The organism is Hymenobacter lapidarius, from assembly GCF_001816145.1.
In the GTDB taxonomy this organism is placed as follows: domain Bacteria; phylum Bacteroidota; class Bacteroidia; order Cytophagales; family Hymenobacteraceae; genus Hymenobacter; species Hymenobacter lapidarius.
In genome coordinates this window covers 44,749-60,013 of the sequence record NZ_MDZB01000099.1, presented here as the reverse complement: position 1 = coordinate 60,013, position 15,265 = coordinate 44,749, and the positions used below count along the sequence as shown (strand labels likewise).

The 15,265-nt window shown below is 60.3% G+C and carries 17 protein-coding genes; 11 read left to right on the top strand and 6 right to left on the bottom strand.

Features of this window, described 5'->3' with window-relative positions; translation table 11 throughout:
- Positions 1-236: 236 nt before the first annotated feature.
- Positions 237-1,223, bottom strand: coding sequence for a YheT family hydrolase (locus BEN47_RS09465; protein ID WP_070727657.1), 987 nt, complete (start codon positions 1,221-1,223; stop codon positions 237-239).
- 274 nt (positions 1,224-1,497) lie between these two features.
- Between BEN47_RS09465 and rpsT the strand changes: the two genes are divergently transcribed.
- On the top strand, positions 1,498-1,749 hold the full coding sequence (gene rpsT / locus BEN47_RS09460; protein WP_035564226.1) for a 30S ribosomal protein S20: 252 nt from the start codon (positions 1,498-1,500) through the stop codon (positions 1,747-1,749).
- Between the two features lie 352 nt (positions 1,750-2,101).
- Here the strand turns inward: rpsT and pyk are convergent, their stop codons facing one another.
- The gene (gene pyk, locus BEN47_RS09455; protein ID WP_070727655.1) at positions 2,102-3,541 is read right to left on the bottom strand and encodes a pyruvate kinase; all 1,440 of its coding nucleotides are present in this window, start codon (positions 3,539-3,541) and stop codon (positions 2,102-2,104) included.
- Positions 3,542-3,764: 223 nt separating this feature from the next.
- Entirely contained in the window at positions 3,765-4,193 is a 429-nt protein-coding gene (locus tag BEN47_RS09450) for an IPExxxVDY family protein (RefSeq protein WP_070727652.1), read from the bottom strand.
- Positions 4,194-4,367: 174 nt separating this feature from the next.
- Here BEN47_RS09450 and BEN47_RS09445 point away from each other — a divergent pair, with 174 nt between their 5' ends.
- The 8 genes from BEN47_RS09445 (at position 4,368) to lgt (ending at position 11,542) form a co-directional block, all read left to right on the top strand.
- Positions 4,368-4,604 (top strand): acyl carrier protein, encoded by a 237-nt coding sequence (locus tag BEN47_RS09445; protein ID WP_035564218.1) that lies wholly within the window; start codon positions 4,368-4,370, stop codon positions 4,602-4,604.
- Between the two features lie 165 nt (positions 4,605-4,769).
- Positions 4,770-6,020: a beta-ketoacyl-ACP synthase II gene (gene fabF, locus BEN47_RS09440; RefSeq protein WP_070727650.1), complete on the top strand. Its 1,251-nt coding sequence runs from the start codon at positions 4,770-4,772 to the stop codon at positions 6,018-6,020.
- A 244-nt stretch (positions 6,021-6,264) separates the two neighbouring features.
- Positions 6,265-6,927 (top strand): ribonuclease III, encoded by a 663-nt coding sequence (rnc, locus tag BEN47_RS09435; protein ID WP_262490392.1) that lies wholly within the window; start codon positions 6,265-6,267, stop codon positions 6,925-6,927.
- Positions 6,928-6,954: 27 nt separating this feature from the next.
- Positions 6,955-7,359, top strand: a complete 405-nt coding sequence (locus BEN47_RS09430; RefSeq protein ID WP_070727644.1) for a hypothetical protein — start codon at positions 6,955-6,957, stop codon at positions 7,357-7,359.
- Positions 7,360-7,444: 85 nt separating this feature from the next.
- Positions 7,445-9,364 (top strand): NAD(+) synthase, encoded by a 1,920-nt coding sequence (nadE, locus tag BEN47_RS09425; protein ID WP_070727642.1) that lies wholly within the window; start codon positions 7,445-7,447, stop codon positions 9,362-9,364.
- A 157-nt stretch (positions 9,365-9,521) separates the two neighbouring features.
- The gene (locus BEN47_RS09420; RefSeq protein ID WP_239691552.1) at positions 9,522-10,166 is read left to right on the top strand and encodes an RNA polymerase sigma factor; all 645 of its coding nucleotides are present in this window, start codon (positions 9,522-9,524) and stop codon (positions 10,164-10,166) included.
- On the top strand, positions 10,159-10,470 hold the full coding sequence (locus BEN47_RS09415) for a hypothetical protein (protein WP_070727639.1): 312 nt from the start codon (positions 10,159-10,161) through the stop codon (positions 10,468-10,470). Before BEN47_RS09420 ends, BEN47_RS09415 begins: the two co-directional genes overlap by 8 nt.
- Positions 10,471-10,573: 103 nt before the next feature.
- Positions 10,574-11,542, top strand: a complete 969-nt coding sequence (gene lgt, locus BEN47_RS09410; RefSeq protein WP_070727635.1) for a prolipoprotein diacylglyceryl transferase — start codon at positions 10,574-10,576, stop codon at positions 11,540-11,542.
- A 154-nt stretch (positions 11,543-11,696) separates the two neighbouring features.
- Here the strand turns inward: lgt and BEN47_RS09405 are convergent, their stop codons facing one another.
- The 3 genes from BEN47_RS09405 to BEN47_RS09395 form a co-directional block, all read right to left on the bottom strand.
- Entirely contained in the window at positions 11,697-12,608 is a 912-nt protein-coding gene (locus BEN47_RS09405; protein ID WP_070727633.1) for an SdiA-regulated/phytase-like domain-containing protein, read from the bottom strand.
- Between the two features lie 47 nt (positions 12,609-12,655).
- Complete coding sequence (gene yidD / locus BEN47_RS09400) at positions 12,656-12,877, bottom strand: membrane protein insertion efficiency factor YidD (protein ID WP_070727630.1); 222 nt, start codon at positions 12,875-12,877, stop codon at positions 12,656-12,658.
- Positions 12,878-12,993: 116 nt separating this feature from the next.
- Positions 12,994-13,728, bottom strand: a complete 735-nt coding sequence (locus tag BEN47_RS09395; RefSeq protein ID WP_070727627.1) for a M48 family metallopeptidase — start codon at positions 13,726-13,728, stop codon at positions 12,994-12,996.
- A gap of 149 nt (positions 13,729-13,877) precedes the next feature.
- On the opposite strand from BEN47_RS09395, the gene BEN47_RS09390 reads away from it, so the two are divergent.
- Together BEN47_RS09390 and BEN47_RS09385 are read left to right on the top strand one after the other, a co-directional pair.
- Positions 13,878-14,768 (top strand): hypothetical protein, encoded by an 891-nt coding sequence (locus BEN47_RS09390; RefSeq protein WP_125921596.1) that lies wholly within the window; start codon positions 13,878-13,880, stop codon positions 14,766-14,768.
- Positions 14,765-15,151 (top strand): four helix bundle protein, encoded by a 387-nt coding sequence (locus tag BEN47_RS09385; protein ID WP_070727622.1) that lies wholly within the window; start codon positions 14,765-14,767, stop codon positions 15,149-15,151. The genes BEN47_RS09390 and BEN47_RS09385 overlap by 4 nt, the downstream gene beginning before the upstream one ends.
- The last annotated feature ends 114 nt before the right edge of the window (positions 15,152-15,265 follow it).

The window sequence follows — 15,265 nt, the reverse complement described above, 5'->3', positions numbered from 1 at the left end:
ATATCTTTGGACAGGACTTCCATTAAAATGCGAAAAAAGGAGTGTCGTAACTCAAATTTCGCGCTTTTTTGGGAGTCCTTTTACTTTCTAAACAGCTTCAACGTCATGCCGAGCGCAGCCGAGGCATCTCGCGTGTTGTCACTAATCTCCTCGACTGACGATTGGATTACTGCCCCACGCGAGATGCCTCAGCTGCGCTCGGCATGACGTTCGATATAAGCCGATTTGGATAGCTTCTACGCCGGCACTTCCGCCGTCAGGAACTCCACCGCGCGCCGCTCCGAGTAGTATTCGCCATCGGGGGAGCCTTCCGGAAAGCCCACGTGGCCGCCCTCCGGTGGCGTCTCCAGAAACACAAACGGGGAATTGGTAGCCAGCTCACGCGGGAAGCAGGAGGCCGGCAGAAACGGGTCATTCTGCGCATTCACCAGCAGGGCGGGCACCCGAATGCCGCTCAGGTAGCGCCCGGAGCTGGCGTGCTGGTAGTAGGCTGCGGCCGAATCGAAGCCGTGCATGGGCGCGGTGTAGCGGCTGTCGAACTCCTCAAAGTTGCGCAGCTCCTCAATGCCCGAAAGGTCTATCTGGCCGGGCAGCAGTTCCGCTTTGGCCCGAACTTTCAGGCGCAGGGATTTCAGAAAGCGGCGCATATACACCTGGTTCTGGAGCCGACCAATGTGGACCGAGCTGGCCCGCAAATCAGTCGGCACCGAGAATACGGCGGCCCGCTTTACTTCGGTGGGCACCCGCGTTGGCTCTTCGCCCAGGTACTTCAGCGTCACGTTGCCGCCGGCGCTGAAGCCCACGAGGTACACTCGGCCGTAGCGGCCCGTGGCCAGCGCGTGCCGCACCACCAAGTCCAAGTCGTCGGTATCGCCGAGGTGGTAGGAGCGGAGCAGGCGGTTCATCTCGCCGCCGCAGCTGCGGTAGTTCCACGCCAGCGCATCAAACCCGGCGCGGTTGAGGGCACGCACCATCCCCCGCATGTAGGGCCGGGAGGCGTCGCCTTCGAGGCCATGCGACACAACCACAAGCCCGTCGGTGGGGCGCATCGCGGGCAGGCGGCTCCAGTCCAGGTCCAAAAAGTCGCCGTCGGGCAGTTCCAGCCGTTCGCGCTGGTAGTTCACCTCGGGCACCGTGCGCCACAGACTGGGCACAATGGTCTGCAAATGGCCATTAAAGAGGTAAAACGGCGGTTGGTACCGGGAGTTGGCTACAAGGGGCATGGCGCGAAAAGTGGAGGTGGGCAGCTGCGCGATGGGTGGGAGGGGAAGTAGTAAAGTTCGCACATAATCGGCATGCATACTAATTTAGGGCCGCAGTTTATCCGGTTTCGCTATTTGAGCATCATGTCAGCCCTTGCTCCAACTGCTCCAACGGATTACAGGGGGCGTTGCCTCACTATTTTTTGCCAACTCAGTTTGAAATTGCCGGGCAGCTTCGTACCTTTGCCCTCCCAAACACAGAACTCAAGCATAACGCTCTCATATATTCCAACTCATGGCAAACCATAAGTCGGCCCTCAAACGCATCCGCAGCAACGAAGCTAAGCGCGTGTTGAACCGTTACCAGCACAAATCCACTCGCACGGCCATCAAGAAGCTGCGCGCTGCCACCGACAAAACGGCCGCTCAGGAGCTGCTGAAAAAAGTGACCTCGATGCTGGACCGTTTGGCCAAAAAGAACATCATCCACAAGAACAAAGCTGCTAACAACAAAAGCAAGCTGACAAAACTCGTCAACGCGCTCTAAGTGCGAGACGAGTTTAGTAGGGCCAGACTGCGCCGCCCCAAGGTCTGGTTCTACGCTCCTTACAAAAAGCCTCACTCCGCAACGGGTGAGGCTTTTTGCGTCCTGACCACGGATGGGCGCGAATTATAGCGAATTTCACTGATTTTGTGCACGATTGCCGGTTGCTGCTAATGGCAGATATACTCGCTCTGAAGTTGTGCCAACAGGACTTATCACCAGCTGGGACTAGTATTTTTGAGCGGCTGCGTGAGTACTGACGAAATAAAAGAGGCTTGCCAATAGGCAAGCCTCTTTTGGGTAATGGCCAACGGTAATCGTCCACTAAATCTGTGAAATCAGCGCCCATCCGTGGTCAGGCGACGCTCACTTTTACCATGTTGGCCTTGCCCTTTTCCTGAATGGGCATAGAGCCGGTATTGATGAACACATCACCCGTCACGAGGTGGCCGGTGGTGGTGAGGACGTAGCGGATATCCGTGATGGTGCTGTCGGTGCTGATGAGGCGGTCGTAGTAGAAGCTGCGCACGCCCCACACAAGGCTCAGCGCCGTGAGCAGTGGCCGGTTATCGGTAAAGACGAAGATATCGGCTTTGGGGCGGTGCTTGGCCAGCTGGAAGGCCGTGTAGCCATGGTGCGTCATGCCGGTAATGGCCTTGGAGCCCGTGTTTTTGGCCAGGTGGCAGGCGGCGGAGAGTACGCTGTCGGCCATGAAATTGGGGCTGGCGGGGTCCACGGGCCACCACTTGTGGAAGAGCTGTGGGCTGTTGTTTTCCACGCTCAGGATGGTGCCCACCATGGAGCGGATGACCTCGGCGGGGTAGGCGCCCACGGCGGTTTCGGCGGAGAGCATCACGGCGTCGGCGCCGTCGAGCACGGCGTTGGCTACGTCGCTGGTCTCGGCGCGGGTGGGGCGCGGGGCCGTAATCATGCTCTCCATCATCTGGGTGGCCACGATAACGGGCTTGCCGGCGGCGTTGCACTTGGCAATAATCATCTTTTGGGCCATGGGCACCTCTTCCATCTTCACTTCCACGCCGAGGTCGCCGCGGGCCACCATCACAGCATCGGTAATGGCGATGATTTCGTCGATGTTGCGCAGGCCGTCGGGCGTTTCAATCTTGGCGATGACGCGGGTTTTCTTCCCGGCTTCAGCAATCAGCTTTTTGATGAACAGAATGTCCTCAGCTTTGCGGGCAAAGCTCAGGGCCACCCAGTCCACGTCGTTGGCTAGGCCAAACTGCAGGTCTTCGATGTCCTTCTCCGTCATGCTCGGCGCCGATACTTCGGAGTCGGGCAGGTTAATGCCCTTGCGGGGCTTCACGAGGCCGCCGTAGATTACTTCCACGTCCACTTCCTGGTCGCGGTCGGTGGCCAGCACCTTGAGTTCGATTTTACCGTCGTCAATTAGAATCATGTCGCCGGCTTTCACGTCGCGGGCCAGGCCCAGGTAAATCGTGCTCAGGCGCGTGGCCGTGCTGATTTCCTTTTCGCCGCACACGAGTTTGATTATGTCACCGGCTTTAATCTCCACGCCACCGCCTTCCACATCGCCGAGGCGAATTTTGGGGCCCTGCAAATCCTGGAGCAGGCCCACCGACGTGCGCATGTCCTTGTTGAGGCGCCGCACCGTGTTGATGACCGACAGGTGGTCTTCGTAGGAGCCGTGCGAGAAGTTGAGCCGAAACACATCGACGCCCTCGCGAATGAGCGTGCCGAGCCGTTCGTAGGTGTTGGATGCCGGACCAACCGTGGCCACGATTTTGGTCTTGTTGAATGCAGAACGATTATCCATGAGTTGGAGATTAATGACAAAAAAACTCCCCTCCCTATGAAGGAGGGGATGTTTCAGCCAACGGCTGAAACGGAGGCGGTAAAGCCGTTGAACGGTCCCCGAACGACGGGCTGACACGATGCTGCTACGATTCGTTCAGGCACTGTTCAACGGCTTCACCACCCCAGCTAGCGCTTCGCGCCAGCGTCCCCTCCTTAAAAAAGGAGAGGAGTTTACTCATTCATTATAAGATTAAATTCTCTTTGTACTTCAACGTGTTGGGGTCAAACTGGCACACGTACTGCACGATGTCCAAGGCCGCGAGCTGTTGGAGCAACTCTTCGTCGGCTAGGGCGCCACACCCGTTGCTCACGGCCAGCAGGTAGTCGTATTCCTTAATATCGGGAGCTAAGAAAGGCTTTTTTAAGTTGGAGGGCGCGATGGAGCGGTTGCGCAGCAGCCGAAACGTAAGCGTTTCGGTGGCGTGCAGGTAGTGCGTGAACACCAGCCGGCCCCGGCTGAGTAAGTTCAGCAGTAGTTCGGGCTGCCGGATGAGGCGCAGGCGCAACGCCCGGTTCAGGGCCCAGGCCAGGGTATAGTCGCGGGTGCTGCTCACCAGCCCAAACAGGGCAAAGTCGCACTCGTATTCAACGTCGAGGGTAAAGGTCTTCATAGCGGCCGCAAAGGAGGCACCCACTGGGCGGGCAAAGGCAAATCTACGGCTTGCGGGGGAGCCGTGCCAGGGCCGTCGCCATAATCTTATACCCGCAATTGAGGAGTGCGAGCGTGGGTTAGTTGGGAAATCTCTCGTTACTTTGCGCCGTAGTTTTCCCTAAACCCCACGGAAATGTCTGAAATCGCAGAAAAAGTAAAGGCCATTATTATTGATAAACTGGGAGTTGAAGCCTCGGAGGTGACCACCGAAGCCAGCTTCACCAACGACCTGGGTGCTGACTCACTGGATACCGTCGAGCTGATTATGGAGTTCGAAAAGGAGTTCAACGTAAGCATCCCCGACGACCAGGCAGAGAACATCGGTACCGTGGGCCAGGCCATCAGCTACCTCGAAGAGCACGCTAAATAGTTTTTGTCATCGCCCAGCGAAACGGAGAATTTGAACGGATTACGTTGCCAGACTTCTGCGTTTTGCTGGGCATGAACAGGTAGTTCTGCGCATACCGGCCGGCCCGCCGCCGGCCGGTTTTGCTGTTTTATCCCGTTTTATCTTTCGCGCCAGTGGCGTCTGCTTATGTCGTCCATCCGACGGGTTGTTGTTACCGGCCTTGGGGCCATTACACCGCTGGGCAATACTGCCGCAGCTTACTGGGAGGGCCTGCGCGCGGGCAAAAGCGGCGCCGCCGTCATCACCCGCTTCGACCCGGCCAAGTTCAAAACCCGCTTCGCCTGCGAAGTGAAAGGCTACGAGGCCGATAATTTCTTCGACCGCAAGGAGCACCGCAAAATGGACCTCTTCACCCAGTTTGGGGTGGTAGCGGCCGACGAAGCCATTGCCGACTCCGCTCTGCTGGAAAGTGGCGTGGACAAGGACCGGGTGGGCGTGATTTGGGGCTCCGGCATCGGTGGCCTGAAGTCGCTGCAGGAGGAGTGCATCTCCTTTGGCCGCGGCGACGGCACGCCGCGCTATTCGCCCTTTTTCATCCCGCGCATGATTGCCGACTCCTCGTCGGGCAACATTTCCATTAAAAACGGGTTCCGCGGTCCCAACTACGTGACCACGTCGGCCTGCGCCTCGTCGAACGACGCCATCATTGCGGCCTTCAACAACATTCGCCTCGGCCTGGCCGATGTGATGGTGACGGGCGGCTCCGAAGCGGCCATCACCGAATCGGGGGTGGGCGGCTTCAATGCCCTCAAGGCCATGAGCGAGCGCAACGACGACCCGGCTTCGGCCTCGCGGCCCTACGACAAGGACCGCGACGGTTTCGTGCTGGGCGAGGGCGCGGGCGCGCTGGTGCTCGAAGAGTACGAGCACGCCAAGGCCCGCGGCGCCAAGATGTACGCCGAGCTCATTGGCGGCGGCATGTCGTCGGACGCCTACCACATCACCGCGCCCGACCCCAGCGGCAGCGGCGTGGTGCTGGTGATGCAGAACGCCCTGCGCGACGCCCAGATTACGGCCGCCGAGGTGGACTACATCAACACCCACGGCACGAGCACCCCGCTAGGCGACGGGGCCGAAATCAAAGCCATTGAAAAGGTGTTCGGCGAGTTTGCCGAAACGCTTAATATCTCCTCCACCAAAAGCATGACCGGCCACCTGCTGGGCGGGGCCGGCGGCGTGGAAGCCGTGGCCTGCCTCATGGCCATGCACCACAGCCTGGTGCCCCCCACCATCAACCTGCACACGCCCGACCCGGAGATTAACCAGGCGCTGAACTTCACGCCGAACGTGGCCCAGGCGCGCGACGTGCGGATTGCGATGAGCAACACCTTCGGTTTTGGCGGCCACAACACGTCGGTGATATTCCGGAAGCTGTAGGCTGCTAATACTGAATTTCCCGAACGTCATGCTGAGCTTGCCCAAGCATCTCTACTGCACTACTAATTCAAATTGGTTGCGCGGTAGAGATACTTCGGCAAGCTCAGCATGACGTTCTTTGTATCTGCTTATTTCCAAGTACGGGCCCGGCCCACTTTTTTACACGTTAGCACCCTCTACCTTGCTCGGTTTCGTTTCCCGTTTTTTTGGTTCAGATAAGGCATTCCGCCAGGCAATTAGCACGGTGACGGGCCTCACGCCAACCAATGTGAAGCTCTATCGACTGGCGTTCACGCACTCGTCGGCGGTGCGGCAGCAGCCGGCCCTGGGGCGCCACCATACCAACGAGCGGCTGGAGTTCCTCGGCGATGCTGTGCTGGGCACGGTGGTGGCCGAATACCTTTTTCGGAAGTACCCCTACGAGCAGGAAGGTTTCCTGACGGAAGTGCGCTCGCGCATTGTGAACCGCGAAAGTCTGAACGGCATCGCCCTTAAGCTGGGCCTGGACAAGCTGGTGCAACTGGACGTGGCACAGGGCCGCGCCGCCCGCTCGCGCTCCGTGAACGGCAACGCCCTGGAGGCGCTGGTGGGCGCCGTGTACCTGGATTTGGGGTATAAAGCCGCCCGGAAATTTGTGCTCACCCGGCTGGTGAAGGGTTTTGTGGACGTGCATACGCTCACGACCACCACGGCCAACTTCAAGAGCAAGCTGGTGGAATGGTCTCAGCGCCAGGGCAAAATCCTGCGCTACGACATCAGCGGCGAGGCCCGGCCGGGCGGCATGATGGAATTCACGGCCACGGTTCTGCTGGATGAGGAAGTGGTGGCTACCGGCATGGGCCTGAGCAAGAAGCAGGCAGAGCAGCTGGCCGCCGACCGTGCGCTCACGGCGTTGGGCGTGAGCTAATTAATGATTCATAAATTACTTAATGTTATGCCATCAAAACCTGAGTTGCTAGTGGTGTTGCTGCTGATGGTGGGCTGTAAAAAAGCCAAGGATGAACCGATTTCAGAATTAAAGGGGCATTGGGATAGGGTGCGGATTGACAATTTTTATTACAATGCGGCAGGTCGGCAATTGGCTACCGCCAGCGGGCCAGGGGTAGCCGCTTACATTACTATCAAGGATTCAACCATCGAGTATTTTCAAACTGGCAATACCACGCTTCTGATATTCAAATACAAACGCGTGGGCAACCAGCTACTAGGAACCCGCATTACTGGACCGCAGGATATCTTGGAATTAACGCCACATCGATTGAAGCTTCATACTGGCAATATCATGGTGCAACGAGGGGATACCGCGCGGTTTGAGTATGATGAATCGTTTGTTAGATAAGCAAGCATGACAACAACCTTACTAAATTAGACTAGTTAGTTGCCTAAGTACAAGCTAGCTTTTTGGGAAGATTTTATTAACAACAATGCGTATCGCCGGCGCCGCCCTCAACCAGATTCCCATTGACTGGGCCAATAACCTTCGCAACATTGAGGCGGCCATAGCCCAGGCTAAAGCGGCGGGCGTGGAGCTGCTCTGCCTGCCCGAGCTGTGCCTGACCGGCTACGGCTGCGAGGACCTGTTTCTGAGCGACTGGATGCCGGAGTCGGCACTGGCTTACCTGCAGCAGGTGCGGCCCTGGACCCACGGCATTTGCGTGGTGGTGGGCCTGCCGGTGCGCCTCAACCACCGCACCTATAATACGGCGGCGGTGCTGCGCGACGGCGAGATTCTGGGCTTCGCGGCCAAGCAGTTTCTAGCCAACGACGGCGTGCACTACGAAACGCGGTTTTTTGCGCCCTGGGTAGCGGGCGAAACCACGACTGTGCAATGGGAAGGGCAGGAGTGGCTGCTGGGCGACCTGGTTTTCGAGCACAAGGGCGTGCGCTTCGGCTTTGAGATTTGTGAGGACGCCTGGCGGCCCGATGACGTGCGGCCCGCGTGCCGTCTCGTGGGCCGGGTAGACCTGATTGTGAACCCCTCGGCCAGCCACTTCGCCATGAGCAAAACCGACGTGCGCTATCAACTGGTGATGAAGGCCTCGCGCACGTTCAATTGCACGTACCTCTACGCCAATTTGCTGGGCAACGAGTCGGGTCGCATTATTTTCGATGGGGAAATTCTGGTGGCGCGCAACGGACACCTGCTGCTGCGCAACCAGCTACTGAGTTTCAAGGAAGTTGACTTGGAGTGGATAGACGTGGACTTCGACACCGAGCTGGCGCCAGCCGATATTGTGCCGCTGCCCGCGCCTGATGAATACAAGGAGCTAAACCAGGCCATGAGCCTGGGCTTGTTCGACTACCTGCGCAAGTCCCGCACCCGCGGCTTCGTGCTGAGTTTGAGCGGTGGGGCCGACTCCAGCTTTTGCGCCGTGGGTGTGGCCGAAATGGTGCGGCTGGGCGTGGAGGAATTGGGCGTGGAAGAATTCAAGCGCCGCAGTGGCTGCTTTCCCGAAGTTGAAAAAGTAGTGCAGCAAGCAGGCGCGGGCGGCACGGCAGCACAGGTCGTTGGTGCCGCGCCCGCCACGACCGAAGCTTGGGCCCTAACCGATAACCAGCAACTGGTGCAGCAACTGCTCACCTGCGCCTATCAGGGTACCGTTAATTCCTCGGACGACACGTTTCATTCGGCCAAGGAGCTGGCCAAGAGCATTGGCGCGCGCTTTCACAACTGGGATATTGATGACGCGGTAGCCGGCTACGTGGGTAAAATGCAAGGCGCGCTGGGGCGGGAATTGACTTGGCAGACGGATGATTTGGCCCTGCAAAACATCCAGGCCCGGGTGCGGGCTCCCGGTATCTGGATGCTGGCCAACGTACTGAACTGCCTGCTCGTCACCACCTCCAACCGCTCGGAGGCCAGCGTGGGCTACTGCACCATGGACGGCGACACGGCCGGCAGCATCTCGCCCATTGCCGGCGTGGATAAAGACTTTGTGAAGAAGTGGCTGCGCTGGGCCGAAACCGAGCTGGGCTACACCGCCCTGCGCCACGTGAATGCCCTGCAACCCACCGCCGAGCTGCGCCCGCTGGAGGATAAGCAAACCGACGAGCGCGACCTCATGCCCTACACCCTGCTCAACCGCATCGAGCGGCTGGCGTTCTACGACCGTTTCAGCCCGCGCCAAGTGCTGGCCACACTGGAAGGGGAGGGCACGGGTTTCGACCACGAGCAGCTGAAAACCTACGTGCGCCGCTTCTACAGCCTCTGGAGCCGCAACCAGTGGAAGCGCGAGCGGTACGCCCCCAGCTTCCACCTCGACGACTACAACGTGGACCCGCGCTCCTGGCTGCGCTTCCCCATCCTCAGCGGCGGTTTTGCGGCGGAGCTGGCGGCGTTGTAGCACCTGCTTTAGCTGGTGCGGCGCGTGGGCAGTGCGAATAAAAAAATAAAAGCGAGAGTCCGCGCAAGTTTCTCCGGTAGTTGGGGCCTGATGCTTTGTAGCCCCACCCGACCACGCGCAGGTGTCGGCCTTCATTCACGCTGCTGCTCGTTCTTTCGTGGCTTACTCCCTTCCGCTGCTTTTGATGCCCGACTCGCCGGCCAGTACCCGCTTGCCTGACGCTGGAATGGCGGATGCCGAGGCGGACCTGGTAGCGGAATTGCAGTTGGGCAGCGAAGCGGCTTTCCGAACGTTGGTGGCGCGTTACCAGGACCGGGTTTACCGGACGGCATTTTCCTTGCTGCGCACTGCCGAAGAGGCGGAAGATGTTGCTCAGGAGGTCTTTGTAGAAGTTTACCAGACCATTTCCCGATTTCGGGGCGAGGCTTCGCTCACGACCTGGCTCTACCGGCTTGCCACTTCACGGGCCCTCAAAACCCGCCGAAAGGCCCAGGCTAAAAAGCGCTTCGCTCATTTTACCAGCGTGCTGGGCTTCGACAACGCCGTTTTGCACGAGCCGCCCGACCACGCCCACCCACAGGCGCTGCTCGAAGGCCAGCAGCAGCTCCAGCTCTTGCTCGACCACATCGCCCGGCTACCCGACCAGCAACAGGTGGTCTTCACCCTGCGCCACGAACAAGGGCTGCGCTACGATGAAATAGCGGCGGTGCTGAACACTACCGTGCCCGCCGTGGAATCCCTGCTGTTCCGGGCCCGGCAAACACTTCGCAAACACGTTCAACCCCACCTTCGCTATGTCTGATTCAGCATTTCGCCCGGCTCCCGATGAGGAAGAATGGGAGGACCTGATGCGCCAGTTGCAAGACCAGGCGCAAGGGCAGCCCCGTCCGTTCTTTTACAACCGGGTAAGCGCCCGGCTCTCCAGCCGCCCACTGGCTCCAGGCCGGGCCGTGCCCCTGTGGATGCTCCGCCCGGCCTACGCGGCGCTGCTCGGCGTGATAATGCTGGCACTCAGCGGCGATGTTGGGGCTTTGCGCCCGGCGCCGGCCGCCAATCCGGCCACTGCCCCGGACTCAGCGCAGCCGCTACGGTCTCATTCGCAGTAGCTAAACTGCCAACTAGCGCGCTGCTTCGCGTTGCTGCTATTATCAAAAACCATCAAGTTCATCGGTAGCACTACCTTTGAGCCTTATTTCATTCCTGCGCCACATGCTGCCATTTCTTGCTTCTGTTTACTGGGACGTCGACCCCATCATTCACGCTTTTGGCCCGTGGACGGTGTTTGGCACGCAGCTGGGGCCGATTACGCTGCGCTGGTACGGGCTGTTTTTCATGCTGCCGTTTGTGGTGGGCACGTTCGTGCTCAACCACATCTACCGCTCGGAGCGCACGTCGCCGCAGTGGGTCGATGTGATTACCATCTACATGCTCATCGGCACCATTGTGGGCGCGCGGCTGGGGCACATGCTGTTCTATGACTTCGACGCGCTGGTGGCCGACCCCATGGTGGTGTTTCGCATCTGGCAGGGCGGCTTGGCCAGCCACGGCGCCACCATTGGCATCTTGCTGGCCTGCTGGCTGTTTGCCCGCAACAATAAGTTCGATTACCTGTGGGTGCTCGACCGCATTGTGATTGTGGTAGCGTTGGGCGGCGCCTGCATCCGGACCGGCAACCTGATGAATTCCGAAATCGTGGGCAAGCCCACCGACGTGCCGTGGGCTTTTATCTTCCCCCGCGACACCGAGCACCTGATTCAGGGTGTGGCCGTGCCGCGCCACCCCACGCAGCTCTACGAGGCCCTATTCTGCGTGTTCCTGCTCATTTTGCTCTACTTCATGTGGAACCGCACCAAAGTGCGCACGCCCCGCGGGCAGCTGTTTGGGCTGTTTGTGGTGCTGCTGTTCACCCAGCGCTTTTTGGGCGAATACCTAAAGGAAAACCAAGTGGCTTTTGAAGACGGCAACCTGTTCAACCAAGGCCAACTGCTGAGCATACCAATGATTTTTATCGGTATCTGGGTGCTGTGGCGCGCGGGCAAGGACCCCCAAAACCCGTACGGCTACGCCCCGCGCGACCTGGGCCGGGAAGACGGGGCTCCGGCTGCGGTGCCGACATCCACTCCGCCGCCGGCCGGCCCGGTGCCGAGCTATACCCAGCCCCGCGGGACCAAAAAATAAGCGGCGCGGTGCCGCTGCTGCAGGCCAGCAGCGGTTGCCGCTGGCCTGCTCAACCATCACAAAACGAACGCCCCCTGCGATGACTCTTTACCAGAGTTCGTGCCAGGGGGCGTTCGTTTTGAGACGAGCCTGAACGGCTCTGCGTAGGCCGGATTTAGGGCAGCGTAAACTCGTAGAGCCCGCCTTCTTCGGTGCTGATGACCAGCGTTTTTTCGTCCTTAAACTCGGCGCCTTCCGTTTGGCCGGTGCCGCTGAGGTCTACCTGGCGGGGCGTGGCCTTCAGAATATCGGCCCAGGAGTTGCCGTCGAGGATGAATAGCTCGCCGCGGGCCAGCAGCACCAGGCGGCGGCCGCTGGGGCTCAGGGCCGCATCAGTCACCTGGCCCGGAATGGCGAGGCTGGTTACGCGCTGGGCAGTGTGCTGGCCGGGTTGGTCGGGCACGGTGTACACGTTGCTGGATTTTTGCTGCTGGTCTTTGGTGAAAAGCCATATTTTGCCTTCGTGCCAGAGGGTGGCTTCGCAATCAAAATTGCGCTGCTTCTTCTTGGGTGGAAACTCGGTCTGGTCGGCGTAGGTAAACTCGATTTTGTCGACTTGCTGGGGCGTGGCGGGCTTGAAGCGCAGCAGGCGCAGGTCGCGGCGGTCGGAGTTGTTGTTGCCGCAGTCGCCGATGAAGTAGTTGCCCTGCGGGTCGCGGGTGAGGCTCTCCCAGTCCTTGTTTTTGGAGCCAATGGATAGCTCGTTGGTCACGCGGCCCGTGCCGTCCACTTGGTAAATGATAGCGGCGTTGCCGTTGTCGCCGAAGCTGTAGTAGGTGCCCGGTTGGGGGCCGGCGGCCAGGCCGGAGCTTTCCGACACGCCGTCGAGGCTGCCCACGCGGCGCAGGCCGGGCATGGACGCGTCAATCATGCGATTTTCGAGGGACTCTTTTTCTTGCTTTTTCTTGGGCTTGCCCTCATAGGCCTTGGCAAGGGCGGCAGAGTCATCGATTTTGGCCTCGGAGCACCCGGAGGAAACGGTGAGTAATGCGGCAAATGCAGCCGGCAGAAGGAGGAAGAAGCGCATCGAACAAAAGGAAATGGTGGTGATTCCCCCTATACGAAGGCCGTCTGCTAGGGTACGGGGTCGTAGCCGTGGCCGCCCCAGGGGTGGCAGCTGGCAATGCGTCGCAGGGCCAGGCGCCCCCCACGCCACGGCCCGTACTTGGTGATGGCCTGGGCCGCGTAGGCTGAGCAGGTGGGCGTGTAGCGGCAGCTGGCCGGCTTGAGTGGCGAGATGAAGTGGCGGTAAAACCACACCAAGCCTAGAAAAAGCGCACGAAAAAGCCGGGACATAAGGTGAAGGTAAGCCGGAACGAATATGGGAACAGGGCGAGCTACACGTACAGCGGCCCCGAAACTGCGCTGGAAAGCCGGGCTGCTGCCGGCGTAATGGGATACCCAACCGCCGGCTATTTCGGTAGGGCGTTCAGCTCGTCTTTCCAGCGTCCCCAGTCGGGCATGAGCCGCGTTTGCAGGTCGTAAAACGCTTTGGAGTGGTCGCCCACCAGCAGGTGGCAGCACTCGTGCAGCACCACGTAATCCAAGCATTCGGGGCGGGCGCGCAGGAGCTCGGGGCTGAGGCGGATGCGGGCCGTGCTGGGCGTGCAGCTGCCCCAGCGGGTGCGCATGCTGCGCACCGCCAGGGTGGGGCGGCGGAGGTTGAACTCGGCAAAGCGGGGCCACACGCGCTCCAGCGACGCGGCAAAGGCGGGCCCAGCCTGGCGGACGTACCAGGTGTGCAGCAGGGCTTCGGCCTGTTCGGCAGTGAGCGGAGTGGGAGCGTGCAGCACCAGTTCGCCTTCTGCTGCGCTCACGGCGAGCCTGCGGGCCTCAGCAAAGCGCAGCTGGTGGGGCTGGCCGAGGTAAAAGTGCGTGCTGCCCGCCTCAAAGCGGCACGATGGCGCGGGCAGGGGCCGGGACGCGAACGTCTCCTGGTGCTTCAGTATCCAGTCGGCTCGCTTGAGCACCTGCTGGGCTACCCACTCGGCCGGAATGCCGGCGGGGGCGCTCACGTGCACGCTGCCATCGGGCTTCACGGCAAAGCCGATGGTGCGCCGCGACCGGAACACCAGCGTGTAGTGCAGGGGGCGGTTCTGGTAGAGAAGGGTTTCGCGGCGCGGCGCGGCAGAGAAGGAGCGGGGCATACGGCGGTAAGTTCGGCAGAGGGGCCGGAATGCATAACCGCGAAGGCCCGCAAAATAATTTCGGCCCAAACCTCAACCATTTGCCTTCAGGATATTACCTTCCCGCTATGCAACACTGTCTACCTGGATATCTTTCAATTCTTAAGTACTTGTTGGTCTTGTCTGCCGTGTTGCCGGCGGCCACAGCGGCGGCCCAAGGCAACGGCCCCGGCGTGCGCGGCGCCCGGGCGGCAGGGCTCAGTAATGCGTCGGTGGCGCTGGCCGGCGAGGTATGGAGCATGGGCAACAACGTAGCGGGCCTGAGCGAGATACAGCAGCCCACGGTGGGCTTTTATGCCGAAAACCGCTACTTCAGCTCGGCGCTGAACGTGGGGGCACTCACCGTGGCCCTGCCCCTGGGTCGGCCGATGGGCCCGGCCGTGGCCGATGGCGCTGCGCCCGTTCAAGCGGCGGCGGCGCACAGCTGGGCACGGCACGGGGTGGTAGCGGTAGAGGTGCAGCGCTTTGGCGCGCAGCTCTACAACGAAACCCGCGTGGGCGCCGGCTACGGCTACCGCTTCGGGCAAATCAGCCTGGGCGGGCGCATCGACGTGCTGCAGGTGAGCATTGAGGGCCTGGGCAGCCGGCGCGTGCTACTCGGCACCCTGGGCGGCCAGATTGAGATTGTGCCCCAGCGGCTCAGCTTCGGCGCCTCGCTCTACAACCTGAGCCAGAGCAGGCTGGCCAGCTACCAGAACGAGCGAATACCCACCGTGCTCAAGGCCGGCCTGGCCTACCGCCCCAGCACCCAGGTGGTGCTGCTGGTGGAAACCGAGAAAGACGTGGAGCGCAACGCCAACGTGAAGGTGGGCCTGGAGTACCGGCCGGTGCCCATCCTGGCCGCGCGGCTGGGCCTGGCCTCCCTCACCGAGCAGGCCAGTGCCGGTCTGGGCTTGGTGGCCGGGGCTTTCCAGATTGATTACGCGGCCGCGTTTCAGCAAACGCTGGGCTTTAGCCAGCACGTAAGCGTGACGCTGCGCTTAATGAAGAATGAGAAATGAAGAATGAGGAATTAGGCAGTGCGGTGGAAGAGGGGAGCGAGAACGTCGTTGCTTTCAAGTCGTTCGGCCTGGCGGTGCGTGTGGTGAAGCTGTGCCGCTTTTTGCGCGACAGTCAACAGGAGTTTGTTTTGAGCAAGCAGCTCTTGCGCAGTGGGACGTCCATTGGGGCGAATGTGGAAGAAGCAATCGGCGGCATTTCCCGAGCGGATTTTTCGGCCAAGATGAGCATTGCCTACAAAGAGGCCCGGGAAACCAGCTACTGGCTCAAGCTGCTGCGGGCCACCGAATATTTGAGCGAAGACGCCTTTCAAAGCGTGCACAACGATTGCGAAGAGGTTTGCCGCATCCTTCGCGCCATTTTGAACACCACCAGAATTAAGTAAAGGGCGAGGAATCTTTTATGGTAACACAGCTACTATTTGCCATTTGCCGGCCGGAAATTTTCTCTCAGACCCATTGTCCCCCGCGGGGCAAAGGGAAAAGGTCGCACCTGTGGT